24 protein-coding genes and 1 tRNA gene are annotated in these 25484 nt (G+C 56.4%); 9 read left to right on the plus strand and 16 right to left on the minus strand.

What is annotated here, in order from left to right; translation table 11 throughout:
• Positions 1 to 18: 18 nt before the first annotated feature.
• The 3 genes from Z946_RS0119370 (at position 19) to olsA (ending at position 1956) form a co-directional block, all read left to right on the plus strand.
• Positions 19 to 201: a DUF3553 domain-containing protein gene (locus Z946_RS0119370; RefSeq protein ID WP_025057368.1), complete on the plus strand. Its 183-nt coding sequence runs from the start codon at positions 19 to 21 to the stop codon at positions 199 to 201.
• Positions 202 to 358: 157 nt separating this feature from the next.
• Entirely contained in the window at positions 359 to 1123 is a 765-nt protein-coding gene (gene olsB, locus Z946_RS0119375) for an L-ornithine N(alpha)-acyltransferase (protein ID WP_241461355.1), read from the plus strand.
• Positions 1120 to 1956, plus strand: coding sequence for a lyso-ornithine lipid O-acyltransferase (olsA, locus tag Z946_RS0119380; RefSeq protein WP_025057370.1), 837 nt, complete (start codon positions 1120 to 1122; stop codon positions 1954 to 1956). Before olsB ends, olsA begins: the two co-directional genes overlap by 4 nt.
• A 10-nt stretch (positions 1957 to 1966) precedes the next feature.
• Here olsA and Z946_RS0119385 read toward each other — a convergent pair whose 3' ends face one another.
• Positions 1967 to 2536 (minus strand): PA14 domain-containing protein, encoded by a 570-nt coding sequence (locus Z946_RS0119385; RefSeq protein WP_037969314.1) that lies wholly within the window; start codon positions 2534 to 2536, stop codon positions 1967 to 1969.
• A 262-nt stretch (positions 2537 to 2798) separates the two neighbouring features.
• On the opposite strand from Z946_RS0119385, the gene rpsB reads away from it, so the two are divergent.
• The gene (gene rpsB / locus Z946_RS0119390; RefSeq protein ID WP_025057372.1) at positions 2799 to 3674 is read left to right on the plus strand and encodes a 30S ribosomal protein S2; all 876 of its coding nucleotides are present in this window, start codon (positions 2799 to 2801) and stop codon (positions 3672 to 3674) included.
• A gap of 74 nt (positions 3675 to 3748) precedes the next feature.
• Entirely contained in the window at positions 3749 to 4624 is an 876-nt protein-coding gene (gene tsf / locus Z946_RS0119395) for a translation elongation factor Ts (protein ID WP_025057373.1), read from the plus strand.
• Between the two features lie 349 nt (positions 4625 to 4973).
• Here the strand turns inward: tsf and Z946_RS0119400 are convergent, their stop codons facing one another.
• From Z946_RS0119400 to iscR, 15 genes are all read right to left on the minus strand, one after another.
• On the minus strand, positions 4974 to 5729 hold the full coding sequence (locus tag Z946_RS0119400; RefSeq protein WP_025057374.1) for a LuxR family transcriptional regulator: 756 nt from the start codon (positions 5727 to 5729) through the stop codon (positions 4974 to 4976).
• The gene (gene aroQ, locus Z946_RS0119405; protein WP_025057375.1) at positions 5726 to 6166 is read right to left on the minus strand and encodes a type II 3-dehydroquinate dehydratase; all 441 of its coding nucleotides are present in this window, start codon (positions 6164 to 6166) and stop codon (positions 5726 to 5728) included. The genes Z946_RS0119400 and aroQ overlap by 4 nt, the downstream gene beginning before the upstream one ends.
• Positions 6167 to 6449: 283 nt before the next feature.
• Positions 6450 to 9527 (minus strand): hypothetical protein, encoded by a 3078-nt coding sequence (locus Z946_RS0119410; protein WP_025057376.1) that lies wholly within the window; start codon positions 9525 to 9527, stop codon positions 6450 to 6452.
• A 13-nt stretch (positions 9528 to 9540) separates the two neighbouring features.
• On the minus strand, positions 9541 to 13128 hold the full coding sequence (locus tag Z946_RS0119415; RefSeq protein ID WP_025057377.1) for a coiled-coil domain-containing protein: 3588 nt from the start codon (positions 13126 to 13128) through the stop codon (positions 9541 to 9543).
• 147 nt (positions 13129 to 13275) lie between these two features.
• Positions 13276 to 15003 carry a hypothetical protein gene (locus tag Z946_RS0119420; protein ID WP_025057378.1) on the minus strand — a complete coding sequence of 576 codons (1728 nt, stop codon included), beginning with the start codon at positions 15001 to 15003 and terminating at the stop codon, positions 13276 to 13278.
• 337 nt (positions 15004 to 15340) lie between these two features.
• Positions 15341 to 15417: transfer RNA gene (locus Z946_RS0119425), tRNA-Arg, on the minus strand.
• 110 nt (positions 15418 to 15527) lie between these two features.
• Positions 15528 to 16748 (minus strand): cysteine desulfurase, encoded by a 1221-nt coding sequence (locus Z946_RS0119430; protein ID WP_025057379.1) that lies wholly within the window; start codon positions 16746 to 16748, stop codon positions 15528 to 15530.
• Positions 16748 to 17332: a YIP1 family protein gene (locus tag Z946_RS0119435; RefSeq protein ID WP_025057380.1), complete on the minus strand. Its 585-nt coding sequence runs from the start codon at positions 17330 to 17332 to the stop codon at positions 16748 to 16750. The genes Z946_RS0119430 and Z946_RS0119435 overlap by 1 nt, the downstream gene beginning before the upstream one ends.
• Entirely contained in the window at positions 17329 to 17847 is a 519-nt protein-coding gene (locus Z946_RS0119440) for a hypothetical protein (RefSeq protein ID WP_025057381.1), read from the minus strand. Before Z946_RS0119440 ends, Z946_RS0119435 begins: the two co-directional genes overlap by 4 nt.
• Entirely contained in the window at positions 17847 to 19127 is a 1281-nt protein-coding gene (locus Z946_RS0119445; RefSeq protein ID WP_025057382.1) for a SufB/SufD family protein, read from the minus strand. The genes Z946_RS0119440 and Z946_RS0119445 overlap by 1 nt, the downstream gene beginning before the upstream one ends.
• On the minus strand, positions 19127 to 19882 hold the full coding sequence (gene sufC / locus Z946_RS0119450; RefSeq protein WP_025057383.1) for a Fe-S cluster assembly ATPase SufC: 756 nt from the start codon (positions 19880 to 19882) through the stop codon (positions 19127 to 19129). Before sufC ends, Z946_RS0119445 begins: the two co-directional genes overlap by 1 nt.
• Positions 19883 to 19942: 60 nt before the next feature.
• Positions 19943 to 20116 (minus strand): hypothetical protein, encoded by a 174-nt coding sequence (locus tag Z946_RS21630; protein WP_160170295.1) that lies wholly within the window; start codon positions 20114 to 20116, stop codon positions 19943 to 19945.
• Positions 20113 to 21645, minus strand: a complete 1533-nt coding sequence (gene sufB / locus Z946_RS0119460) for a Fe-S cluster assembly protein SufB (RefSeq protein WP_025057384.1) — start codon at positions 21643 to 21645, stop codon at positions 20113 to 20115. The genes Z946_RS21630 and sufB overlap by 4 nt, the downstream gene beginning before the upstream one ends.
• Before the next feature lie 27 nt (positions 21646 to 21672).
• Complete coding sequence (locus Z946_RS0119465; protein ID WP_025057385.1) at positions 21673 to 22839, minus strand: cysteine desulfurase family protein; 1167 nt, start codon at positions 22837 to 22839, stop codon at positions 21673 to 21675.
• On the minus strand, positions 22836 to 23306 hold the full coding sequence (gene iscR / locus Z946_RS0119470; protein WP_025057386.1) for a Fe-S cluster assembly transcriptional regulator IscR: 471 nt from the start codon (positions 23304 to 23306) through the stop codon (positions 22836 to 22838). The genes Z946_RS0119465 and iscR overlap by 4 nt, the downstream gene beginning before the upstream one ends.
• A 170-nt stretch (positions 23307 to 23476) precedes the next feature.
• On the opposite strand from iscR, the gene Z946_RS0119475 reads away from it, so the two are divergent.
• From Z946_RS0119475 to Z946_RS0119490, 4 genes are read left to right on the plus strand one after another with little or no spacing between them, the layout of a single operon-like run.
• On the plus strand, positions 23477 to 24130 hold the full coding sequence (locus Z946_RS0119475; protein WP_025057387.1) for an alpha/beta hydrolase: 654 nt from the start codon (positions 23477 to 23479) through the stop codon (positions 24128 to 24130).
• On the plus strand, positions 24130 to 24372 hold the full coding sequence (locus tag Z946_RS0119480; RefSeq protein ID WP_025057388.1) for a hypothetical protein: 243 nt from the start codon (positions 24130 to 24132) through the stop codon (positions 24370 to 24372). Before Z946_RS0119475 ends, Z946_RS0119480 begins: the two co-directional genes overlap by 1 nt.
• Entirely contained in the window at positions 24365 to 24964 is a 600-nt protein-coding gene (locus tag Z946_RS0119485) for an HD domain-containing protein (protein WP_025057389.1), read from the plus strand. The genes Z946_RS0119480 and Z946_RS0119485 overlap by 8 nt, the downstream gene beginning before the upstream one ends.
• On the plus strand, positions 24961 to 25437 hold the full coding sequence (locus tag Z946_RS0119490) for a hypothetical protein (RefSeq protein WP_025057390.1): 477 nt from the start codon (positions 24961 to 24963) through the stop codon (positions 25435 to 25437). Before Z946_RS0119485 ends, Z946_RS0119490 begins: the two co-directional genes overlap by 4 nt.
• Positions 25438 to 25484: the final 47 nt, after the last annotated feature.

The following is a 25484-nucleotide window of genomic DNA, read 5'->3' on the forward strand; positions in this document are numbered from 1 at the left end:
CTATCAGAGGGAAATGAAATGGATGACCTAAACGCGATGCTAACGCCGGGGATGCATGTGCGCCATCCTGATAAACCAGACTGGGGTGTGGGGCAGGTGCAAAGTAACATTTCTGGGCGGGTTACGGTAAACTTCCGGGATGAAGGTAAAGTAGTCATCGACAGCTTTCATATTGGACTCGTACCGGTCTTTGATGACTGAACATGGTTTTCAAAAGGTTAACGGACCAGATCAAACCTTAACTTCGGGGGGCGGCTTGCCGTGCTTCCTTCTGCCCGGGTGTTGCGGTGCCCGGGTCATATGCCTATGACCCGCAAGCGATATTATGGAAGGTTTGCCATCCGAATGGTCGATACCAATGATGATTGACACGCCGCTCAAGTTTGAAGTGCGTCTGGCGCAGACCGGTCAGGATATGCACGCGGTTCAACGTCTGCGCTATGATGTCTTTGTCAACGAGCTGGGCGGGGATGGTGCAGAGGTGGACCATGAGGCGCGTCTTGAGCGTGATGCGCTTGATGCCTATTGCGATCATCTGATGTTGATCGACCAATCCCGCGATATGGTGGCAGGCGTGTACCGGTTACTGCCGCCAGAGAAAGCCGTTGATGCCGGGCGTTATTATTCGGACGCGGAATACGATCTGAGCGTCCTGCGAAACTCCGGCAAACGCTTGCTTGAGCTGGGCCGGTCCTGTCTGCATGCTGACTATCGCGGTGGCACGGCGATGCATCATTTGTGGTCTGGTCTGGCGCAATACGTGGCCGACCGTGATGTCGATATCCTGTTTGGCGTGGCAAGTTTTCATGGCACAGACATCCCGAAAATCGCTGGTGCCCTCAGCCTGTTACACCAGCGTCATCTCGCACCGACAGATCTGCGGGTAAAGGCGCTGCCAGAGGCGTTCCAGTCGATGGATCTGGTGCCGGAGGCCGATCTTGATCGCACGGCCGCGATGCGTTCAATTCCCAGCCTGATGAAAGCCTATTTGCGTTTGGGCGGTTTTGTCGGGGAGGGGGCTTTTGTCGATCATGCATTTAATACAACCGATGTTTGCCTCATCATGGACACAGCCCGCCTGTCAAAGCGTCAGGCCCGTATTTATGGCGGCCGGACGTCATGAGCACGGTTTGGGACAGCCCTGATCCGGCGGTCTATCCCCCGATCACGTTTGCCGGTTGGCTACGGGTCATCTTGCGGGCTTTGGCACTGATCGGTCTTGTTTTTGGCGGGTTGGCCGTGCTGTTGCTGGTGCGCCTGATCGAACAGCCGTTGTGCGGGGTAAATCGGCCGGTTACGCCCCACATCACCACCTTCGTTTGCCGCAATGCGCTGCGGATCATGGGGCTGCGGCACATCGTGCGTGGCACGCCGATGACGGGCAGGGGCGCAGTTGTTGCGAACCACAGCTCCTGGCTTGATATCTTCTCCCTCAACGCTGCGAAACGGATCTATTTCGTATCTAAGTCAGAGGTCGCCCGCTGGCCGGGGATTGGCTGGCTCGCCCGTGCGACCGGCACAGTGTTCATAGAGCGCAACCCCGCACGCGCGCGTGAGCAGACCGCCGTGTTTGAGCAACGCTTGCTTGCCGGCCACAAGTTGCTGTTCTTTCCCGAAGGCACCAGCACGGATGGGCAACAGGTGCTGCCATTCAAGACAACGCTATTCCAGTCCTTTTTTGCACAGGATCTGAAAGACAAGATCGCGGTACAGCCGGTCAGCGTGATCTACACGGCACCGGAAGGGACCGACCCGCGCTTTTACGGCTGGTGGGGTGACATGTCATTTGGTGCGCATCTGCTGGTGACACTTGCACCGGCGCGGCACGGTCAGGTCGAGGTCGTCTATCACAATCCCTTGGGGGTGGCAGACTTTGCCGACCGCAAAGCGCTAGCCAAAGCCTGCGAGGCTGCCGTACGCGAAGGGCATAACGCTGCCCTTGCGCATTCAATTTAAGGTTCAGGCGTCAGTCGACATGCGCGAAGGCGCTGTCGGGGGCAGGGCCCATGCGCCCGTCTGCATCCCAATCCATAATCAGACACGCCGTGCCCTTGCGCTGAAAGTATGTGGCCTCCAACGCATACCAACCGGCCTGCGGGACGATGACCTCTTGCGGGCCTGCGGGATCACATGAATGGACGCCATCAGACAAAGCGACCTGCTGGCCGCCGATGCTGGCGATGATACCGTCGTTGCTAATGAACTCGATCTCGAACGTGCCTGCCTTATCAAACTTGACGAATCCGCTGATGGCCGCCGCAACCTTGCTGGCCGAGGTTGACGTCAGGGCCTTTTCGCCTTCGGTGTTGTCATCATAGGAAAGCCCCCGCAACGGCGGACCCGACTTTGCACGTTTCAGCTTTTGCTCCGCATGGTCGAGGCTGCGCATTTCCCCGCCATAACCATAGGACACGGCCAGACCGGGCTTCAGGTCGTCTGCGGACGGCTGCGGGTCAGCGGGGGTAAGTGTGACAGATTGTGCAAACGCCGGTGCAGCAAGAACTGTGGCGCAGAACACAGCAGTACGGATAAACATGGTGATCCTCCTGAGGATGGGTTTGTCTTGAAGTCTGGGGCAGCTTTGCCGGACTGTCCATCTGTTTTGCCGAAAGCCCGTGAGCGGCTACATTGCTCGCCTGATTTCGCCCTTGCGTCCAGGGGGGTACTGTCCTATACGCGCGGCACTTAAACCCGCAGTCGGGGTTGGGCCTCATGGGGAGAAATCCTGTGAAAGTCCGCCGGTTGGTCTCATCCGAGATCATACCCCCGATGAGGCTAAACCGGAAAGGTATAAAGACATGGCTCTTCCTGAGTTCTCCATGCGTCAGCTGCTTGAAGCAGGCGTACACTTCGGCCACCAGACGCAGCGCTGGAACCCACGTATGGGTCCCTACATCTACGGCGCGCGCAACGGCATTCACATCATGGATCTGACACAGACTGTTCCAATGCTGGACGAAGCATTGAAACTGATCCGTGACACAGTCGCCAAAGGCGGCAGCATTCTTTTTGTTGGCACCAAGCGTCAGGCAGCACAGCCGATCGCAGATGCCGCTGAGAAATGCGCACAATATTACATGAACCACCGCTGGCTCGGTGGCACGCTGACCAACTGGCAGACCGTGTCCAAGTCCATCCAGCGTCTCAAGCACATCGACGAGCAGTCAGAGCAGGGTTTCTCCGGTCTGACGAAGAAAGAGCGTCTGGGCATGGAACGTGACCAGGGCAAGCTTGAAGCGTCTTTGGGCGGCATCCGCGAAATGGGCGGCCGTCCCGACCTGATCTTCGTGATCGACGTGAAAAAAGAAGCACTGGCCGTGGCCGAAGCTAACAAACTGGGTATCCCTGTTGTGGCTGTGGTTGACACCAACTGCTCACCCGATGGCATCGACTACATCATTCCGGGCAACGATGACGCGGCGCGCGCCATTGGCCTGTACTGCGATCTGGCTGCACGTGCGGCACTTGACGGCATGTCCGCCCAACTGGGCGCAGCTGGCGTTGATCTGGGCGCGATGGAGCAGGCTCCTGCAGAAGAAGCGCTTGCAGAAGAAAGCACCGGCGTCGAAGTAGGCAATGCTTCCGAGGAAACAGTGTCCAACGATGCGATGGCAAAAGACGCTGTATATGACATCGAATCCAAGAAAGAGACGATCGCCAAAGCCGAAGGCTGAGCCGCGTCACAGACTTGAAACGGGGGCAGGGTGACCTGCCTCCAACCAATCTGATTTAACAGGAGAACCAAGAGATGGCGATTACAGCATCTATGGTGAAAGAACTGCGCGATAGCACCGGCGCAGGCATGATGGACGCCAAGAAGGCGTTGACCGAGAATGATGGTGACATGGAAGCAGCGGTTGATTGGCTGCGCACCAAAGGTCTGGCAAAAGCAGCAAAGAAATCTGGCCGTACGGCAGCAGAGGGTCTGGTTGCGGTTAAGGTCGATGGTGGTCACGGTGTTGCGGTTGAAGTAAACTCCGAAACCGACTTTGTCGGCAAAAACGCTGACTTCCAGAAAATGGTTGCCGGCATTGCTGACGTTGCTTTGGGCGCAAACGACATCGACGCGCTGAAAGCGGCTGACATGGGCGGCAAGTCCGTTGAGCAGACCGTAACAGACGCGGTTGCAGTGATTGGTGAAAACATGTCGGTCCGCCGCATGGCTGCGATTGATGGCGACACCGTAGTGTCTTACGTCCACAACGCGGCAGCGCCAGGCATGGGCAACATCGGCGTTCTGGTCGCAATGACCGGCGGCGACGAAGCATTCGGCAAACAGGTTGCAATGCACATCGCGGCAACCAACCCTGCGTCCCTGTCCGAGGAGGACCTTGATGCGGCTGTTGTTGAAAAAGAAAAGCAGGTCCAGATGGATATCGCCCGCGAAAGCGGTAAGCCCGAAGCGGTTATCGAAAAGATGATCGTGGGCCGCATGAAGAAATTCATGGCGGAAATCACGCTGATCAACCAGCAGTTCGTTGTGAACCCGGATGTGACAGTGGGCGACGCGGCAAAAGAAGCTGGCGCGACGATCACAGGCTTTGTACGTCTGGAAGTTGGCGAAGGCATCGAAGTGGTGAAAGAAGATTTCGCTGCTGAAGTTGCGAAGGTCGGCCAGTCCTGATCTGACCATAGTTTAACGATCAAAGGGCGGCGCATGTAGATGCGCCGCCCTTTTTCTATGTGCGGTCGCAAAAAGCGGACCACGCTGCCACGTGATCCGCTTCCGGCCCCTCTTAAAGAGGCTGCATTGCTCCGGCAGGGGCATGTGGATCAATACACATGCACCCAACCAGTAGCCCTTAAGAGCCTTGCAATCACAAGGAGTTACGAGCCGTTGTTCCTGTGGTTTAACCAGTGTTGCGGAACAAGGTCACCTTGCGTCACTTTGCATTTTTGCGCGAGTATGGGATTCCTTACCTTTGGTCAAAAACAAGGGGAATGGCTGTCGGAATTTGTCAAATATGACGAAATCAGACGTCCATGATGAACATCTGGTTGGCAAATGCGGCCTTCATGACGGCTTGTGCCGTGGTCTCAACCGCGAGCGCTTCGCGGGCGAGACGCAGATGCTTTTCAACTGTCGCGGAAGTCAGGCCCATAATCACCGCAATATCCTGCATGGTTTTGCCATCACCGACCCATTCTAGCGCTTCGCGCTGCCTACGGGTCAGCGCACGATTGGGCGCGCTATAGGGCAGGGTAAGGATCTTCAGGTGCGCGATATCGTTCATTAGCTTGATGTCATCGCCATGCTCAGCCCAGATCGCATCGACTTCCGGCTGCGACAGTCCCGGCCGCGCGGTCAATGCGATGGCACCTTTGGAGCGTGCAGAGATCGATTTGAAGCTGACTGTATATCCTGCCGTCACACCCATACGCTGGTTGAAGGCAATGACACGTTCTTCGGCGGGGGTCATGGCGTGGCTTTTGGCCATGTCATGTAGCACTGTCCAGCTACAAGCACCGTCATTTGCCAGTGCCCAGTGTACCATGGGAGCGTGATAATATAGGCCTTCACCCAGAAATTCGTCTGTATATTCAATGCTGTGGTTCGTCAGGATCACAAAATCCTCAGGATCGCCAAGCGAAGTCGATGTGCGATAGCGGGTAAAGCCGTAGATCAGTCTGTCAAAGCCGTAGGTTGCCATCTTGTTGGTATGCGTAGTCCAGAGCGCCTCAATTGACGGGCAGCGGGCAATCTCGTGCAGGTAGTCACGCAGGCTCATTTTGCCGCCAACCTTTGCGCCAGCGCATCCAATGCCATGATGTATCCTTGCGCACCGAAACCGCAAATCTGACCGACGGCCACAGGCGCGATGTAGGAATGCTGCCGGAAGGCTTCACGGGCGTGAATGTTGCTCAGATGGACTTCGACCACTGGCAGCTCTACCGATGCAATTGCATCCATCAGGGCGACCGAGGTGTGCGTATAGGCACCGGCGTTTAGCACAATGCCATCGTGAACGCCCTTGGCGGCGTGGATATGGTCGATCATCACACCTTCATGGTTGCTCTGATGGCAGGTGACACTCAGATCAAGACGCTCGCCAGCATCGATGCACATCTGCTCGATATCGCTCATGGTCGTCGCACCGTAAACGTCCGGCTGACGGGTGCCCAGCAGGTTCAGGTTCGGACCATTCAGAATCAACACAGATGTCATGACACGCTCACATTAACCGCAGCAAACTTAGAGCGCGCTAATGCGGTCTGTCCAGCCGCAGGGACGCCGGGACAGGTTTTTACAATCACTTTCCGATGCAAATGCGCCTTTGTGTGTGATATCAGGGACATATAAGGCGAAGATTAGTGACTGCATGAGATAGGGTCGTCGCGCATTTCGATTGGTGAGTAATTCTTATAATCAGTATTATGTAAATAAATAGTATGCAGAAGTTGCGCTGATGCCGGCAATCTTGCACTGCTAAGCAAGACGGCGCTGCCAATCACTCTTCTTCATCTGTATCCTCATCCGCATCATCATCTTGCGCCGCAGCGTTTAACGGTGGCATTGCGAAGTCGGTTTCCGCCTGTGGCAGGTTCAAGATCGCGAGTGCACGAAAAGTCTGCGCGATGTCGGACATCTCGGTATGCGGCTTTGACGTGCCAGCCTGAACCGGCGCATAAGCGTCCATCTGAGATATGACGTTCTTGAGGATGCCGATGGTTGTTTCAGCACAGGTGCGCCGAGTTTCCAGATCATCCGGCAATGGTGCCTTGGCTGCACGCCACTCCAGATAACTTGTCTCTCCTTCCCATATGCCATCAAGCTGGGCCATCAGGCGGTCCATGCCGGGCGTCCTGGCCGAATTCGGATCAAGGCGCGGTTCTGCAGACATCACTGCTGCTGTCTTTGTCTCGAACCACGATGCTGCGTTCAGCTTGGGTTTGCCGGGTTGCCATTTCTTCGGCTGACGCTCCACGTGCATCACGACTGGATCTTCGCTCATCTCGTTTTCTAGGTAGTTCACCAACTTCTTGCAGACGTCTTTGTCATCAGCCAGCACCGATGGTGACAGACCCGAGATGCGAATTGCCTCCATCGCCGACGGGTCTTTTTCCATACAGGCCCCATAGGCGATGCAACATTTCGCAAGGGTCGAGTTCAGCCGCAGCGCGGCACGTGCCGCCTTGCGGTTGCCAGTGTTTTCGCGCGCTTTCTTGTAGGCTTTCCAGCCGTTGGTGATTTCGACTTCCTTATTCATTTTGTAGCCGTAGTCGACCAAGGCGCTTGTCATCGTCAGGGACGCCCCGATGATCGTTGTGGTACCGGTGATGTCGAAACATTTAGCGACTTCGTTGCCCAGCTTTACGCTGTCGAGCACCATCTTCACACTCTTGTGGCTGAGCGTAATGCGCGCATTTTGTAAGGTTTTCTCAATGGCGGGACTGTAGGCTGACCCAGCGCGAAAAGCGATTTCCATGCTGTCGACCCATTTGTTGTGCATGGTGACGGCTTTGCTCAGACAATAGATGTCATAGGCCACGGCCTGCGCCGCAACGACGGCCCCTGCCCCCGGCACAAAGGATGCGGTGATCGCCGCACCGGCTGATGAAATCCCGTTAATCATCTCGGCCCGCGCACGCAACGCGGATGTATTCGCGATGGCGCGATCAATTGCCTTTAGGTTTTCAGCAATCTGGTCTGGTTCACCTTCAAGCGCTGCTTCAGGTGCCGCAGTCTCGTACATTTCGCCATATTCGCCCATGTCGTGGTCAAATTCGGCAAACATCGCCGCAACAGCCTCAGGATCGCCAAACTGTTTAGCCAGCTCTGCCTCGGCTTTTTCCTGCTGCGCCTGATTGATCTGGGCCTGCATTTCCTTGGCAAAAGCTTCCTGTGCGGGATCTATGACGGGTGGTTCACTTGCTGCCATTCGCGTCAGAAGGTCTTCGCTGACGTTTGCAACATTCTGGTTCACGGAAGCCTGCAGTGCGGCCATCGCATCGGCGCGTTTTTTTTCTGCAAGTGCCAGAGATTCGGCCTGTTCATCTGGAGTGTCGTTTGGATCGCCGGTGCTTTCCATATAAAGCCGTTCTTCGGGGGATGCGTCCTTGTATTCCTGCGCTGTGACGTCCTTGCGCACCCCGTCCGCGATGAGGCCCGAGACCCCCGCGGCACCGTCCATGAACAATGCGCCCCCCAATAACAATGCGGCTTCTTTGGGTTTGCCTGCAACCATCAGTTCGATTGCGCGTTCCGATTTGCCAGTCAGAAGGATCAGTGTCCGGACACTGGCACCGACCATGATCATATCGGCTTTGCGGGAATTGTCCGTCTCAAGTGCTGCTGCGGACTGGATACCGAGTTGTACCGCGTCTGCAAATTGTTCGATCATCTGGTCGACAATCTTGCGACGGTCACCGGGTTTTGCTTTGGCCACCGTGACCAGCGTCGGCACCATCCGGCACGCCGTCAGACCGCCCAGCACGCCCGCCTTAACCGCATCAGCGGTACGCATCCGCGCCTTGCCTTCATCTTCTGTTGTCGCACTGTCGACACCCACGATTTCCTTGGCGATAGGACCGATACCGGCAGCAACGACAGATGTCAGAACCTTCACCGATTGATCTGCAAATTTCGCCCAGTTCGCGTCTTCGCCTTTGGCGCTTTCCTCTACCCCTGATTTGACCAGCCCGAAACCGCCGGTCAGGACGGTGCCGCCAAATTTTACGAATGCTTCCTGCTGTTGCAGCTGGGCGCGCTCGATCTTCAGCGCGTCTTTGTCGACAACGTTTCCGTCCTTGTCGGTTCCTTTCAAAATGGATTCATTCAGGTCCGCCATCTTGTTGGCGTTGCCGATTGTGACACTGCTGCCGACAATCGTATTCACCACGCCAAGGGTATCCCCCGCGATACCAAGGCCCCGCAGCAGGTCTTCCTTTCCGTGCGAGTTCTTGGAGTAGTCGTCTATGCGGTCCTGATAGATGTCCGCAGCTCCTTTAAACGCGATGGCCTGCTCGGAAAATCTCTGTGGGACGAGGTTTTCAGGGATTGTGCCTTCGCGTACCAGCGGTGCCCAAAGCTCGCGGCGGATATCCTCGTCGCTGAACATGCGGCCGCCTTCATCGTCCAGCTCGTTCGCCATCTGGTAGGACAGTCCCATGATCCGGTCAAAGGCCGCCGTTAGCGCATTGAGCGTGGTTTCGGGAACTTCGACGTTTCCCTGCCCCACATCGGCCACGGTATCCACCTCGTGATCGGCACGCATGTCGTGCCCGAAGTATGGTAAATCACTGTCATCTGCCTTCCACTTCATCGAAACCAGCTTGCCTTCGGGGCGGCGCATGACCTTATCCCAAAGGGTTGCCTTTTCGCGCGTATCCAGTGTGAAATCCTGCGCCGCTTCGATATCTGCCTTGCCGGTGGCCAGTTCGGAATCCGCCCCCAGAAAAAATTCGAGCCGCGCCTCGCGTTTGGCGAAAGGTGTGATTTCGTTGCCATTGTCGTCAAGCTCCGGCTCGGCGACAGGCATGTTCGATGTCTTGGTGATCCAGTCTGCTTCGTATTCGGTCAGTGCCATGGTTCACACGCTCCTATTCTTTTTCTTTGGGATCAACGCAGGCCAGTGTCGCCACTTCGACCTGATGAAGCGCGGTGCGCACAAGGCTCATGTCGGTTCCCATATCAAAGGGGTTTCTGGCGTAAATTTTCACCGCCGGATCCATATCGAGTGCCGTACGCAGCTTGCGAATTTCCGTTAAAGCACTCTCGCGCCACGCCACGCGGCTTGTCTTGCTGGGCGTGTCAGATGCGTTGTCTGCGTCGATATCGGTTGCCAGCTTTTTCAGAGCGACCAGATCAGGCAAGGCTGAAATCCGGCCTAAACTGGTATCGACAATCGCGATCCTCGGCTCAAAGTCAGCGGTTTGTTCGTCTGACATGCGGGGCCGCATCTCTTTGTCAGCAAGGGTTTCGGCAGTGTCTTTCAGCCGCGACAAGAATTGTTCAAGGACTGGTATCTTGTCGTTAATCTTCATTTTGCTGGCCTTGACCCGACCGCCCTTTTGCGTGGTTTCGATCTTTTCGCTGATCGCCGACAGTTCACGCTCTATCTCTTCGAATTCAGTCATGGCAGAGCCATAGTCCTCGTCCGCTTCGGTCTTGGATTTCGTGGCTTTGCGCCGGCTTTTTAGTGCGTCCAGATCGGCGGCGAGTTGTTGGGCGATTGCGTTCTTGCCCTTCTTGCCGACCAGCTTTTTCTGGGCCGAGATTTCAGCTTTCAACTCAGCGGATTTGACAAGGTAAAGCCTGCGGGCTTCGTGGTCGTCAGAGGCGGTCTTTGCGCTCAGGTGAAGCATATTACACAGCTCAATCAGCTTAGTTGCCTGATCGGGGCCACTGGCGCTTTCAAGGTCGCTCATCTGATCGAAGAACGCGCGCATTTCATCCTTGATGGTCTGGAACTCTTCGGCTGCTTCCGTGATGTTGGTCCCGACCTTGGAGGACAGTTTCTTGTATGCCGTCTCGGTCCGGGTAAGCCACGGGCCGCTCATCTCACGGCTCGACAGGATCTTGGCGTTCGAGGTGTAGAACTTTTTAACAGCAACGAACCTTTCACGGGCTTGCACCAGCTTTTTGCTTGTTTCGTCGTCAGCACCATCAGATGAACCGGCAAACAACTCTCCGACTTCGCTCTTGAGTACTTTCTCCATCATCTTGCCGACCGCGATGGCGTCGGCTGACTTATCCTTGGCGCCTTTAAGGTCCTTTATGATCTTTCCATAGACAGTGCGCTGCGCGTGGTAGGCAGGCTTCACAGTCTTGTCTGCCAGTTCCTCCAGCGCATCAATCTCGGCCTTTAGCGCAATGGCGTCAATTTCCGCATCGGTTGGCTTTTTGTCCAGATAGCTGTCCTTGAAGGCTTGATAGCGGTTCTTCACGTCGCCTACATTTTCCGGCAGGAACTCGGCCATTGATCCCTTGGTCAGCACCTTGTCGCAGGCTTTGAGGATCTCTTTGATCGCGGGATATATGCGCAGGCCGTTTTTCTGGACGTCCTCGATCAGGTCCTTTGTGGCATTGCTGTAGTCCTTGATCGCTTCTTCGCTGCCCGGCGTGCCGGAAGCGATCATCATTCGGAGCGTCTCGCTTCGGGTGTGCAGCCCCTGAAGAACTTCCATCGGGGTGACTTTGCCAGCGGATGACGAATGCTTTGCGCTGTCTTCACCGCCCTTGCCCTTGCGGGTCATGACCATGCGGTGTTTCTCGATTTCGCCCGCCCCATTTCTGACGGTAAGAATTTCGTCAGGATGAACAAGACGCTTTCGTTCGGATTTCGAATAGGTTTGGCCGGGGACTTCGATGATGTCTTTGTCGGATATTTTCTCGGTCTTGATAAGCTTGTCCAACCAGCCATCGATGATCTCTGCGTTGCTTGTTGCAATCTCTTTGGCGCGGGTCAGTTCCGCACTCTCCGCAGGCGGTGGATCAAGCGCCTCCATCCGGTCGCGCAGAGATTTGACCTGGTCCTCGTGTAACCCCGGATCATCAGTAAATGCGTGTGCCTCATCAGATGTCTTGACCGCGGCGATCAACGCGTTGCCTTCCGCAATCAAGTCCTGTGCTGCTTCACATCCCTGCCCCCACAGGTCGCCCAAATCGCCAATAATGATCTTGATCTGATCCAGCAGCTTTTGTGCCGGTGACGGCGGAGGTGGTGCGGCGGGTGGAAGCTTGAGCATGTTGCGTGCGGCGGTGAACTCCCGTCGCAAGGCCAATACTTCTTCGTGTAGCGCAAAAGCGAGATCAGTGCGTCCTGCGTCTGAAAACTCCTGCGCGGCATTAAGCATCTTTTCCAATGTCGCAAGCTCTTCGCCTGACAACTCCTTCATGCGCGGCTCGTCTTCGGTGAGACGCGGAATAATGACATCCCGGGCTGCGGCCGCGCTCAGAACAACGCGGGTTGCCGCGATCTTTTGTGTCATCTCGTCTGCCGAAAACAACTCCGACGGTGCATCGTAATCTTCGCGGTCGGCAAAGGTGGCCCCTTCCAGCAGGTGCGCCAGCTTCACGTCTAGCCATGCCTGATCACTACCATTTTCGAGCGCATCTGCTCGCCGTGCCGCTTCCTCTGCTTCACTGCCAGCAATCAGCAGGAACCGCTCCCGCTCAGGCTGCTCTGCCGTGAAAGCTGCCAGCTGTGCCGCCCGCATACCGATCTGGTTGATATGCGCTGTAAGTGCTGCTTTTTCACCGCGCAGTTTTTTTTGTTCGGCCGGCGAAGCGGCTCGCATCTTTTCAGTGAGTACATCAAGTTTGTCAGTCTGTGCCGCCAGCGCAGCGGTGACCTTGTCATGTTCTGCTGCGATGGCGGCCATCCGGGCGGCTTCGGTCTGAACTGTATCAAGACCACTGTAGTTGTCCGCCAGCAGCGATTGGATTTCTTCCAAAGAAGGGGCCGGTTTGTTGATAATGCCTTCGACCACAGCGATTTGCGCTGCGGCGTCGCGATCGAAGGTCTCTTTCCGCGCGGAACAGGCGGATTGGAACGCGGCAAGTTCGATGCTGGTGTCCTCAACCTGCGCCGCAATCAATGCGCCGATGTCGGTTTTAGCGGATGCCAGTGTTGTCTCATACACCGACATCGCCGTTTCGCGTATGCGCACATCTTCGGGCAGTGATTTGATGGCGCGTGCGTCTTTAAACATCCGTGCTGTCAGGACGCCGTTTTCCTGCAATGCCAGAAGGACCTCTTCCGCGTGCGCTTCTTTCTCGGATTGGAGCAAAGCAGCAGCGTCTTGCCTGTCCGTCCCCTGCTGCCGGCGCTGTTCAAGAACATCCTCGAACGTCTGAAGTGCATCACCGATATCAGCGAAGTCCGGTATCTCGCGTTTTTTCAGCATCTTGGCGCTGTCATTTAGACGGGTTTTCAGCGCTTCGCGGTGGGTGTCCAAACGGTTCAGGTTAACCTCTTCCGAAAAACGTTCGTCGGTCTCGGCAATCTCGCCGATGGTCTTTTCGATCCGGTTGATCTGCTTGTACAGCGGCGTCACGGCTGCATCGAAATCTGCATTAAACGTTTTATTTTTTTCTCGGTCACTGCCCTTGATACTGAAGCCGCGCAGATACTTTTTCAGGAACTTTTGTTGCGTTTCGTTCAGGTCGGCAAAATTCTTGGGCACAGCATCGCTCCGCAAAATAAAATCGTGGTGGCCTTGAGGCCGGTCAGAAAAATCTCAAACTTGTGACGTCATGGCCCTGCCCCGAAATTTGGTTTGGGCGACGATCAAACAGCGGTTGGTGGCTGCGTTCAGAATACGGTCCAGACATCACGCGGCCTTGGGCGGTTGGTTGATCTCGTCAGCGACGGCACCCAATGCTGTCATCGCCTTTTTCTGGACGCTGACGTTGGTGAACCCGTTGTTGTCATCGATGTCGGCAAAGATGCCCTGCTCCAGCTCCTGCTGTAACTCTCCGATCAGCTTGATTGAGGCCTGCTTGAGTGTCTCAATGGCCTCTGGCTCGGTCGCTTCCATCAGCTTGTTCAGCGCGGTCTCAAGCCGGTCGGTGATAGGATCAAGGTAGCTGTAAAGCTCCTCTACCGCACCGTCGATCCCGTCTACATCACCGCCCTTGAGGTCACCTATGATGGCGTCCGCAAGCGTTTTCATTTCGGTACGCAGCTCGGTGCGTGCATCGCGCCAAGTAATACGGGCCTTGGCAAAATCGACGGCGCTGACGCGATCCTTCTTTGCTTCGCCGGCCTCCATCCGCGCGGCGTAAGCTTCTTTCAACGTGTCTTCCAATCGCTCTGCGATGGTGACGGCTTTGTCGTAGTCTCCTGCGGTCGCGGCGTCCTCTGCCGCCATCTTTCTGGCTTTCACAGTCTGTGCCATCGGTCCGTCTTTGGCATTGATCTCCACATCGGCACGCGGTCCCAGATCAGGCCAGTGCGCCTCCCAACGGGCCTGCGCGCCTGTGTCGGTGGATGCGGCAGCCTGCTCTATCGCTTTCTCAATGCCGTCAAATGTTTCAGTGGCTGACTGTCCCTCACCCGCTTTGATCTGCTGGGCACCCTGCCCCAGATCTACCATCAGTCGTTTGGCCAAAGCCTCATCCGTCAATCCTGCAATCGCATCACGCAGCGCTCTGGCGCGGTTCGCGAGCTTTGCAGTGTCGTCTACCTTCGGCGCAGCCGCACTTTGGCTGAGCGTATCGCAGGCGGCGGATATTTTTATGGTCGCCGCCTGCGTTTTGGCCAGCTCACCTGCCTTGAACAGGTCAACCGCCTGCTTCATCGGTGCGGCCAGCCGCGCAGAATGCTCCGGCGGCAAAGTCTTGATACGGGCCCCTAGCGCCACAAGGTCACCCTGTATCTGCTTTGCGTCTAATTGGGCAGGTTCACCGGCTCCTCCCTCTGACGCATCCACCTTGGCCAATGCGGCTTCCAATTTGTCCAGCCGCGCCTGCGCGCCGGCGATGTCTCCAGCCTTGATAAGTCCAGCCGTCTCCGTGAACATTTTCGTCAAGAGCGCAACAACCGTTTGCGGTGCTGCCTGAACCTTCGGTTTACACTGGTTCAGCCGCGCGATGAGGTCCGACAGATCAGCCGCGGGAGTTGCTTCCGCGCCGGTCTCGTCATCGGTGCTTCCGGCAGCTTGCGGATTGGGTGCTTCCGCCTCTTCATCCGGATCATCGGGAATATCCGAAACGTCTGCCTCAAGCACCGCGCCGTTCGCGTCCAAAACCTCGATGTTCATCGACAGCTTTTGCGTCTTCAGGAATTTCTTGAGTTTCTTGGCGATGCCCGGAACCTGCTGTTCGCACGTCAGACGGAGCAGCTTGCTTTCAACCGTCGCCGTCCCGAAGGCCACCTTCCCGCTTTCCCCGTTTTTCTTGGCATCGCGCCCCAGCACATCTGCTGGTTTCTTCCGATCCATGCTGAAAAAATGGTCCTCATCCTTTTTTGCAGGATTGAAGGCAAAAGCGATCGGCTGGCGCTTCGCCACGGTCAGTAGTTTCTTGAGATCCGGGCCAAGGACTTGAAATTCGGACATAATAAACATTCCATAAAGGATGGGTCAGGCGGCGAGCGCAAAAAATGTACTGGTAAAATACGAGGCCCGGCAATTGGGCCTGCACACAGGTTACGTTGAAAATTTCCACCGCGCCAAACGTTTTTTCCGTAGGGTCAACTTCATGAGGCGCCGCGGGGATCGTTTAATGACGCACAGATAGCCCGCTGGGGCCTGTCTGTCTGTGAAGCAGATCACAGTAGCGACGGTCTATTAGGGATAAGGCGGGTTTTCTGGGCGGCATCGTGACCGAAACTATCCGGACGGACGTGACATGTGCCATGGGGACAGGCTTACCTATCATCAAAATTGGGAGAATTGGCGGACCATAGAGGATTCGAACCTCTGGCCTCTGCCTTCGGAGGGCAGCGCTCTATCCAGCTGAGCTAATGGTCCACGCCGCAACCTATACATAAGCGATCCGGCACCCGCAATGGTCGCTTTCATAGAATTCAAAGGCAGATGAAGAGGTGGATAAACGCACCTCGCAGCGCCTCGCTCAGCCTTCAGGCAAAGAGATCATGCGCCAGTTCAAGCGCATCGATTAGGACGTCCACTTCTGCTTCGGTATTATAAAGGCCCATGGACGCGCGGCAGGTTGCGGGCAAGCCCATATACTCCATCAATGGACCGGTGCAGTGCTGACCGGCGCGTACCGCGACGCCCTTTTTATCTAGAATGGTCGAGATGTCGTGCGCATGCGCAGCGCCATCCATTGTGAAGCTGAAAATCGCACCCTTGTCGGGTGTGGTGCCCTGCACCTGTATCCAATTCAGCCCGGAAAGCTTGCTCACTGCATAATCGCGCAGCTTGTTCTCATATGCGGCGATGTTGTCCATGCCGAGGCCCATCATGAAATCAAGCGCTACGCCCAAACCGATGGTCTGCACGATCCCAGGCGTTCCCGCCTCAAGTATCATGGGCGGATCGTTATAGATGACACTATCCTTGGTTACTTCTTTGATCATGTCACCGCCACCTATAAAGGGGCGCATCTCGCGAAGGCGGTCGGCTTTGATATAGATCGCACCTGATCCGGAGGGGCCATACAGCTTGTGCCCCGTCACAGCGTAGAAATCACATCCGATGTCCTGCACATCAACCGGCATATGCACAGCGGCCTGCGAGCCGTCGACCAAAACAGCCACACCCTTGGCATGCGCCGCCGTGGTAATGGTTTTTACGTCAACCTTGGTGCCCAGCACATTACTAAGATGCGTGATCGCGATAAGCTTGGTCTTGGGGGTGATAGCGTCGATGACCGCCTGCGGGTCCAGCGCGCCGGTGCTGTCCACGTCGACCCATTTGATGACGACGCCCTGACGCTCGCGCAGGAAATGCCACGGGACGATGTTGGCGTGGTGCTCCATCACCGACAGGATGATCTCGTCACCCGCTTCCATGCGGGGCATGGCCCAGCCATATGCAACAGCATTGATGCCCTCGGTTGTGCCGGAATTGAACACGATCTCGTCTTCGGACGCGGCATTTAGAAAGGTAGCGACCTTGCCGCGCACAGCCTCGTATTTGTCCGTTGCCAGATTGGACAAGTAGTGCAGACCACGGTGCACATTGGCATATTCATGCGAATAGCTTTGCGTAATTGCGTCAATCACAACCTGCGGCTTTTGCGCAGATGCACCGTTGTCGAGATAGACCAGTGGTTTGCCGTTCACCTCGCGGCTCAAGATTGGAAACTGGGCGCGGACGGTTTCGATATCATACATCAGCTTGCGCCTCCTTGCGCGATGCCGCCGATCAGGCCCGCCAGAATACCCATTCCGAAGACCAGACCGACAAAGGCCACGGCCATGACGGCGATGCTGTGCCACGGACTTTTCAAATTCAGCGCGGTGGCAAGAAAATTCATAAATATCCAAAGGCCCCAAACAGCGACCACCAGTGACAAAAGAAGACCTGCGGCCGGCAGGGCCAATGACAACACTACGATAGCAAGCTGTGCCGCAGCGCGCAGGATCTGGAACCAGACCACCAAAGCAAGGACGTCCATCAACCGGCCCTTGCCGCCAATTGTCAGACCCGCCCAATACATCGCGTGAACGTAGACAACCATCAGCCCCGCGATGAGGACAAACAACGCCAATGGTCGTTCCATATAGGTAGGCATGGGCATCGTCGGGGCAGAAACTGTCATCAGCAGTGTTACCAGAAAGGTGTTCACGATCGCCACAAGAGCCAACGCCGTCCACAAGGCATCGCGGCTCAAGTCCATCGCCATCACCTGGCGGGCGGCGCTGCGCGGATCCTCCAGGGTCAGCCGCGCAAGTGGTATCATCGTTTCTTGTATCACGCGGAACCTGTCTGGTTGAGGGCAGTTTGGTCTACGCTATCTTGTGCTGCGGCGCGGAATCCGGCGATCCAGAACCACATGAAAACAGCGAACCAGATTAGGCCGACGCCATTCATTTCAATGCCTGGGCCGACAAAGCCAGCGGTGAGCCCCCAGAGCAGGATCAGCGGGCTGGATGCAAGCAATGCCCAGAACAATGCGACACGGGCGGCGTAGCTGGTGATCCGACTGCCAAACAGTTTGGCGATCAGATAGGTCCCAGCCCCAAGCGCATAAAGGACCAACGGCATAATGAACATCCAGGCCATAAGCGTGGCACCTAACAACATGCTAAGCTCCTGCCCCGTCTCGAAGGCTTCACGGGCAAGACGCGGTGTCTGTGCCACAAACACCATCAGGCAACCCACCATCAGGTAGATCAGCGCACGGTCTTCGCGTGCACCATCTACCAGGAGCCGGCGCATAACGCGGCCCGGCCCCCGGTAAGTGGCTACGATATCGCGGGTAGCGGCCATCAGCTGCGACGTCGGGCGAGCCAGCCGGTCAAACGCTCAAGGATTTCCTCGCGGAGGTCGTCTGAACCAATCTCTTCAACGGCTTCGGCAAGGAAGGACAGCGTCAGCATATCCACCGCATCAGATTTCGGCACACCACGTGCACGCAGATAGAACAACGCGTCCTCATCAATCGCACCGGATGTTGACCCGTGCGAGCAGATCACGTCATCCGCATAAATCTCAAGCTCCGGTTTGGCGAGGAACTGGCTGTCTTCATCCAGCAAGAGCGACTGGCTGATCTGGTAACCGTCAGTTTTCTGTGCGCCTTCCTTGACCAGAATTTTGCCCTGAAACACACCCACTGCCCCGTTGCGCAGCACCTTTTTGAACACCTGACGGCTTTCGCAGTTCACCGCGTCGTGTGTGATGAAAACCGTATCATCGTGGTGGAACGTGCCGTCTCCGACGCAAGCACCAGCCACGTGGGCTTTGGCATCATCTCCGGTCAGCTCTATCACCACTTCGTTGCGCGTCAGCACACCGTTCACTGTCAGGGTGAACGATTTGAACTCCGACTCTGTGCCAAGTCGGGCAAACAGATGTGTCGCCGCACGACGTTCATGGTCACGTCCTTGCGCACGCACGTGGTTAAAGCTCGCATTGTCGGCGATATCGACTTCCATAACCTTGTTGAACCGCGCAGCAGCCGGTCCCGTCTCCAGCACCGTAAGTTCTGTGCCGGCATCCATCTTGATGCAATGGTGCAGGATCGCATCGGAAGTCTCTGATTTATGGTTGTAAATCAGGCTTACGGGCTTGCTTGTCTTTCCTGTCACGTGGATCAGAACGCCATCGGTGGCAAGGCCGGTATTCAGCGCAGCCAAAGGACGTGCAACAGGCGTCTGGCCTGCAGTTTCCAGAACACCGAAGATGTCGCGTGCCCAATGCAGATCGCTTTCTGAAGTCGCCAGCCGTTCAATGGTTATCCCTTCAAGTGCCAGGTCGTCTGACGCATCGGCATCAAAGACGCCGTCGACAAACACGACCTTCAGCCGGTCCATTGCGTCAAAGAGCGGCGGCTCATCTGCTAGAAAAACTGCCGCTTTGGGTGCTTCTGTCTGGGTGAGCGTATCAGGACGGGTGAACTTCCAATATTCGTCACGCCGCTCCGGCAGGCCCATAGCACGCAGACGCGCCAGCGCATCTTCACGCGCGGACTTGGACCAGCCTTTGGCCGTCGTTTCGTGCTGCGCAATCATTGCGTCGGTCGGGTTGTGTGTTTCAGCAGGTGCCGCCATTACGCCACCTCGGCCAGAATATCGGCATATCCGTTGTTCTCGACTTCAAGCGCCAGCTCAGGCCCGCCTGTTTTAACGATACGACCGTTCGCCATAATGTGCACCACGTCAGGTTTGATGTGGTCCAGCAGACGCTGGTAGTGCGTGATCACCAAGAACCCGCGCCCTTCCGATCGCAGTGCATTAACGCCTTCGGCGACCAGCTTCATCGCATCCACATCGAGGCCGGAATCCGTCTCGTCCAGAATACACATCTTTGGCTCAAGCATGGCCATCTGCAAGATTTCATTGCGCTTTTTCTCGCCGCCGGAGAAGCCCATGTTGACAGGGCGCTTAAGCATATCCGCGTCGATCTTGAGGTCTTTCGCCTTGGCGCGAACCACCTTGAGGAATTCTGCGGCGGACATTTCCTCTTCTCCACGCGCCTTGCGCTGTGCGTTCACCGCTGTGCGCAGAAAGGTCATGTTGCCCACGCCAGGAATTTCGACCGGATACTGGAACGCCAGAAAAAGGCCCGCCGATGCGCGCTCTTCCGGCTCCATGTCCAGCAGGTCATTACCCTCCAGCGTCGCAGCGCCGTCGGTGACCTCATAACCGTCCTTACCGGACAGAACATAAGACAACGTCGATTTCCCCGACCCGTTGGGCCCCATGATCGCATGGACCTTGCCCGCCGGCACCTCAAGGTCGACGCCTTTGAGGATCTGTTTGTCTTCTTCTTCCAGTTTCACATGCAGATTTTTGATGTTTAGCATTTTCGTGTTCCTTCCAAGTGCCGATACGCACTGAATTCATGTTTGAGCGCAGTGGCTCCGTTACTTTTTGGCTTTTAACGACCGCATGGCCCAAGAGACCAAACCAAAGATGAGTGCGAACATCACCGAGCGCCCCACAAGCGCTCCGTAAGGGGCGTCCGAAAGAAACAGGGCGTTGATGCCGAAATAGACGATGCCTGCAATTGCAGATGCGATTGCCAGTTCGCGGCTCACCCCACCGACCCTTCCAGTGAAATCGCGACAAGTGCCTGCGCCTCCATCGCAAATTCCATCGGCAGTGCCTGTAACACGTCCTTGCAGAACCCGTTCACAACCAGCGCTACGGCCTCTTCTTCGTCCATCCCGCGCGAACGGCAGTAGAACATCTGGTCGTCATCCACCTTGGATGTTGTTGCCTCGTGCTCCACACGGCTGGAGTTGTTCTTGACCTCGATATAGGGCACCGTATGCGCCCCGCATTTGTCTCCGATAAGTAAGCTGTCACACTGCGTATAATTCCGCGATTCCTTGGCTTTAGGATGCATGGAAACCAGCCCACGATAGGTGTTCTGGGCCTTGCCGGCTGATATCCCTTTCGAGACGATACGTGACTTCGTGCGCTTGCCGAGGTGGATCATCTTGGTGCCGGTGTCGGCCTGCTGCATGTTATTGGCGATGGCGATGGAGTAAAACTCGCCTTGTGAATCGTCGCCGCGCAGAATGCAGCTTGGGTATTTCCATGTGACGGCCGAACCGGTCTCTACCTGTGTCCACATCACTTTGGCACGGTCGCCCCGGCAATCGGCGCGTTTGGTCACAAAGTTGTAGATGCCGCCCTTGCCGTCTTCATCGCCGGGATACCAGTTCTGAACGGTGGAATATTTCACCTCCGCGTCTTCTTCGATGATGATTTCGACCACGGCCGCGTGTAGCTGGCTTTCGTCGCGCTGAGGCGCCGTACAGCCCTCAAGATAAGAGACGTAAGATCCCTTGTCCGCGATGATCAGCGTGCGTTCGAACTGGCCGGTGTTTTCGGCATTGATGCGGAAATAGGTCGACAGTTCCATCGGACACCGCACGCCTGGCGGGACGTACACGAACGACCCGTCAGAAAAGACCGCAGAATTCAGCGTGGCGTAATAGTTGTCGGATACCGGCACCACAGAACCGAGATATTTCTTCACGAGCTCTGGATGTTCTTTGATCGCTTCGGAAATGGAGCAGAAGATCACACCGGCTTTCTTCAATTCCGCCTGGAAGGTCGTACCGACCGAAACAGAATCGAACACCGCGTCTACAGCAACCTTGCGCGGCTCTTCACTCATGTTCTCGGCGCCTTCGACACCCGCCAGAATGGCCTGCTCTTTCAAAGGGATACCAAGTTTCTTGTACGTTTCCAAGAGCTTGGGGTCGACGTCATCCAGTGACTTCGGCTTCTCGATCATGCTCTTGGGGCGCGCATAGTAATATTGATCCTGAAAATCGATTTCAGGGTAGTCGACCATTGCCCAGTCGGGCTCTGTCTTGGTCAGCCAACGCTCATAGGCTTCAAGGCGCCAATCGGTCATCCACTGCGGTTCGTCGTTTTTCTCCGAAATGAGGCGCACGATATCGGGGTTCAAACCCTTGGGGGCGTACTCCATCTCGATATCAGTCGCCCAGCCGTGCTTGTAAGCACCACCAACTTCACGCACAGCATCAACGGTATCCTGATCAACGCCTTCTTTGACGCCGTCGTTCTCTTTGACAATTACATTATCCAAGGTCTCGTTCCTCATTTTGTGGACCACTCAGGCGGCCCGTTGTGCGTGCTTTTCACGTTTCGCAAGCCATGCCTCGGCAAAGCGCTCAACGTCTTCTTTTGTCGTCTCCAGCCCCAGCGAAACGCGGATCGCGCTGCTCGCCTCGGACTGCGAATATCCCATGGCCTGCAGAACGGTGCTGGCCTTGACTTTGCCGCTGGAGCAGGCGGATCCTGCTGAAATCGCGAAACCGGCGAGGTCCATCTGCATTACCTGCGTCTCCCCTTTCCAACCGTCTGCGATGATGCAAGAGGTGTTGGGCAGACGCGGCGCTTCATTCCCGACAAAAATAGTCTTCTTTGTGCTGGCCGCAAGAGCTAATTCTAGAATGTTTCTAAGTTCTTCGACTTCCGACCAGCGACCTGATGCCACATCGTGGGCAGCGGCGTCTGCTGCAGCACCAAATCCGGCGATACCAATGACATTTTCCGTGCCGGACCGGCGGTTTTGTTCCTGTCCACCTCCGCGCAAAACAGGATCCGGATCTTTACTCGTAAGGTTGATAAAGGCACCAACCCCTTTCGGCCCGCCCATCTTGTGCGCAGAGAGGATCATATAGGACGGCTTTTCTTTTGTCAGATCAATCGCAACCTTGCCCGCCATCTGCGTGATGTCGCAGACCACGGCATAGGGCACCTTGCCTGCCCGGGACGCTGACACAAAGCTATCACCGGTAACGCCTGCCATCACGCCGGTTTCACTGTTGGCACCGGAGATGGCAACCAGTGCAACATCCGTCCTGTCATCACGCCATTCTTGACCCGCCAATGACGAAATCTGGTTCAGGTATGCTTCCCCGCCTACGGGGCTGATCTTGCCGTCCCTTCCGACAAGGGACGCCATCGCGTGATCGGTCCAAACCCCCAGACAATCGTGCTCGGTCGGCAGGGCCAGAAAAATCCCGCCATGCTGCGCCTTCTGCCCAACTGCCAGCGCTGCCGCTTCTGTCGCACTCGACGTAAAAATCACCTGCGCGGGCAAACAGCCGACCAAATTCGCCACTTGCACGCGGGCTTTTTCGATCAACATCTTTGCTGCGCGGCCTTCTGCGTGAACGCTGGACGGGTTGCCAGCGACGTCCATTGCTGAGTGCATCGCTGCGCGTGCCTCCGCCCGCAAAGGCGTTGTGGCATTGTGGTCAAGGTAGGCTCTCATGCGTCATCCACGACTGCGACAACTTCAAACAGGTTTGGCACCGCCGGACAGGGAGCCAGCTCGTTTTCGATCACGTCGGACAGGCGGGTCTGGTGCAAAAACACGTACACATGCGCGCTCAGGCCTTCCCAAAGACGGTTGGTCAGCGATTGGGCACGGCTGCCAGAGGCACCGCCTGACGCCCCTGCCCCTTTGTGCATAGCATCCACGGTTTCATCGACGGCAGCCAGAATATCAACCACGCGGATTTGCGACGCGGGCTGGGACAGACGGTAGCCGCCGCCGGGGCCGCGCACTGACGTTACCAGATTGGCACGGCGCAGTTTGACAAAGAGCTGTTCGAGATACGGAAGCGAAATTGACTGCCGCTCGGCGATATCGCCCAAGGACACCAACCGGTCGCCCGGTTGAAGTGCAATGTCTGCCAATGCCACCATCGCATAGCGTCCTTTGGTCGACAGCTTCATCGCCTCATCCTTGATAGTTGGCCCGCATTCATTGACGCGGGCGGCTGTTGCGCATAAATGAAAATTCCGGGCGGAAGCACCGCGCGGCCATAGATTAGAACCGTTCTAAGGTAACATAGCGAAATCGTCAACAATTCGCTTGCGCTTTGGACCACGAGACAGGGACATCCATGCCAGAGGTCATCTTCCCCGGACCAGAGGGCCGCCTTGAGGGCCGCTACCACCCCCAAAAAGAGCGTGACGCGCCGATTGCGATCATCTTGCATCCGCATCCGCAGTTTGGCGGTACGATGAACCACAAGGTCGTCTATAATATGCACTACGCCTTCTACAATATGGGGTTCACCGTATTGCGGTTTAACTTCCGTGGCGTTGGCCGGTCGCAGGGCGAATACGATCAGGGCATCGGCGAGCTGTCGGATGCGGCATCCGCGCTCGATTATCTCCAGTCGATGAACAACAATTCCAAGCATTGCTGGGTTGCAGGCTTCTCATTCGGCGCGTGGATCGGGATGCAACTGCTGATGCGGCGGCCGGAGATCACGGGCTTCATTTCCGTATCACCACCCGCAAACATGTATGACTTCAGCTTCCTTGCGCCCTGCCCTGCATCGGGCCTTGTGATTAACGGGACCGCAGACCGCGTGGCACCGCCCGCAGATACCGTCAATCTGGTCAGCAAACTGCACGAGCAGAAAGGCATCACGATCACGCATCAGGAAGTTGAAGGGGCCGGTCATTTCTTTGAAGAGCCGCATATGGACACGCTGATCACTTCGACCACCGATTACGTGAAGCGCCGTCTGACAGAGACAACACGCTGATGGCGGATCCTGTCGTTGTCGAAATGGCCAACCGGCTGGCCGAGGAATGTCTTGCTGTACAATCCGAGACCGGCGAGGACCGTCTGTTTATGAAGGTGGGCGATGTGCTTGGTGCGTCATCCCAGACATTGGAAGAAGCGTTTCTGACTGCAGTGCGTACGCGTATGGCCAACGATCAGGGTCGCCGGTTTCTTGCCCAGACGCTGGCGGCGCACCGCGAAAAGGCGGGCAGCGGTGAGTGAGTCGGCACAGCGGCGGCTGGACAGCCAGATCGCCTTTCTGAACGAGGCCGATAAGCTCAAGAACACCCTGCGCGCCACGGAACTCTGTGACAACTCCCGTTACGAAAATTCGGCCGAGCACAGCTGGCATTTAACGCTTTATGCGATGGTGCTGTCTGATCAGGCCGGTCCGGGCGTGGACATTGCCCATGTCATCAAGATGTTGATCCTGCATGATCTGGTAGAGATCGACGCAGGCGACAACCCGATCTTCGGGGATCTGGATCACGCGGCGATTGCGGTGCAGGAGCAGGCTGCGGCCGACCGCATCTTCGGCCTGCTCCCTGACGATCTGCGCGATCGTTTCCGCGCCATCTGGGAAGAGTTCGAAGCAGCAGAGACGCCATCTGCCCAATTTGCCAAATCACTCGACCGGTTCCAGCCGCCGATGCAGAACCTGCAAGCGGGCGGCGGTAGCTGGACCGACTTCAACGTGACCGAAGAACAGATCGCGACACGGGTTGGTGCCAAAATCGCGATTGGCGCGCCGACACTCTGGGAATATGCCCGTCATAAAATCTCGCACTTCTTTGCTGCAAAGGCTGGCAGTTGAGTGCTAAGCCCGATCCTGCGGAACCTTCCGCGTTCACGCTGATCGTCTCTATGGCGGTGGCAATCGGCGCGATGCACGCCATCCTTTTCGCGACGGCCGACATGATCTGTCTGCCTGAATATGTTCCCGTCACCGGGGGCGGCAAAATGGAAGGTATCTTCCAAACGCTCAGGCTGGCTGTGGCCCATCCGCTATTATTCTTTCCCTTGTTAGTCGGATTTTCATTGATTGCGGCTGCCGTTGCAGTGTTCCCGACAGTCTTCGTTCTGCCAAGTGCTGGCCGCACGACGGCGGGCTTCGGGATCATCTTGTTGTTGATCGGCGGCGTCGCTTACGGTGTCTACGCGCTGCCGCGCGCGCAGTGTGATGGCACGTGGAACGGCATACGGATATTGCTACAAGTGCTGATTGCAGTCATCGTGTGGTGCATCGTTCTATTGCTGTGTTTTCGTAAGGACCGGCGCGGCGTCTAGAATTTTCTGCATACCATTGTATACCACCTTCCCCTTTGCGCAGAGAT

Origin of the sequence: Sulfitobacter noctilucicola, assembly GCF_000622385.1 — a bacterium.
Classification (GTDB): domain Bacteria; phylum Pseudomonadota; class Alphaproteobacteria; order Rhodobacterales; family Rhodobacteraceae; genus Sulfitobacter; species Sulfitobacter noctilucicola.

Bases quoted from the DNA above. Each gene is read 5' to 3' on its own strand.
- Z946_RS0119385 (WP_037969314.1), bottom strand. From the start codon at position 2,536: ATGTTTATCCGTACTGCTGTGTTCTGCGCCACAGTTCTTGCTGCACCG.
- Z946_RS0119400 (WP_025057374.1), bottom strand. From the start codon at position 5,729: ATGAGCCTGCGTGACTACCTGCACGAGATTGCCCGCTGCCCGTCAATT.
- tsf (WP_025057373.1), top strand. From the start codon at position 3,749: ATGGCGATTACAGCATCTATGGTGAAAGAACTGCGCGATAGCACCGGC.
- aroQ (WP_025057375.1), bottom strand. From the start codon at position 6,166: ATGACATCTGTGTTGATTCTGAATGGTCCGAACCTGAACCTGCTGGGC.
- Z946_RS0119410 (WP_025057376.1), bottom strand. From the start codon at position 9,527: ATGGCACTGACCGAATACGAAGCAGACTGGATCACCAAGACATCGAAC.
- sufC (WP_025057383.1), bottom strand. From the start codon at position 19,882: ATGCTAAACATCAAAAATCTGCATGTGAAACTGGAAGAAGAAGACAAA.
- Z946_RS0119445 (WP_025057382.1), bottom strand. From the start codon at position 19,127: ATGGCGGCACCTGCTGAAACACACAACCCGACCGACGCAATGATTGCG.
- Z946_RS0119430 (WP_025057379.1), bottom strand. From the start codon at position 16,748: ATGTATGATATCGAAACCGTCCGCGCCCAGTTTCCAATCTTGAGCCGC.
- Z946_RS0119370 (WP_025057368.1), top strand. From the start codon at position 19: ATGGATGACCTAAACGCGATGCTAACGCCGGGGATGCATGTGCGCCAT.
- Z946_RS0119440 (WP_025057381.1), bottom strand. From the start codon at position 17,847: ATGGCCGCTACCCGCGATATCGTAGCCACTTACCGGGGGCCGGGCCGC.
- rpsB (WP_025057372.1), top strand. From the start codon at position 2,799: ATGGCTCTTCCTGAGTTCTCCATGCGTCAGCTGCTTGAAGCAGGCGTA.
- olsA (WP_025057370.1), top strand. From the start codon at position 1,120: ATGAGCACGGTTTGGGACAGCCCTGATCCGGCGGTCTATCCCCCGATC.
- olsB (WP_241461355.1), top strand. From the start codon at position 359: ATGATGATTGACACGCCGCTCAAGTTTGAAGTGCGTCTGGCGCAGACC.
- iscR (WP_025057386.1), bottom strand. From the start codon at position 23,306: ATGAAGCTGTCGACCAAAGGACGCTATGCGATGGTGGCATTGGCAGAC.
- Z946_RS0119465 (WP_025057385.1), bottom strand. From the start codon at position 22,839: ATGAGAGCCTACCTTGACCACAATGCCACAACGCCTTTGCGGGCGGAG.
- Z946_RS0119420 (WP_025057378.1), bottom strand. From the start codon at position 15,003: ATGTCCGAATTTCAAGTCCTTGGCCCGGATCTCAAGAAACTACTGACC.
- Z946_RS0119480 (WP_025057388.1), top strand. From the start codon at position 24,130: ATGGCGGATCCTGTCGTTGTCGAAATGGCCAACCGGCTGGCCGAGGAA.
- Z946_RS0119475 (WP_025057387.1), top strand. From the start codon at position 23,477: ATGCCAGAGGTCATCTTCCCCGGACCAGAGGGCCGCCTTGAGGGCCGC.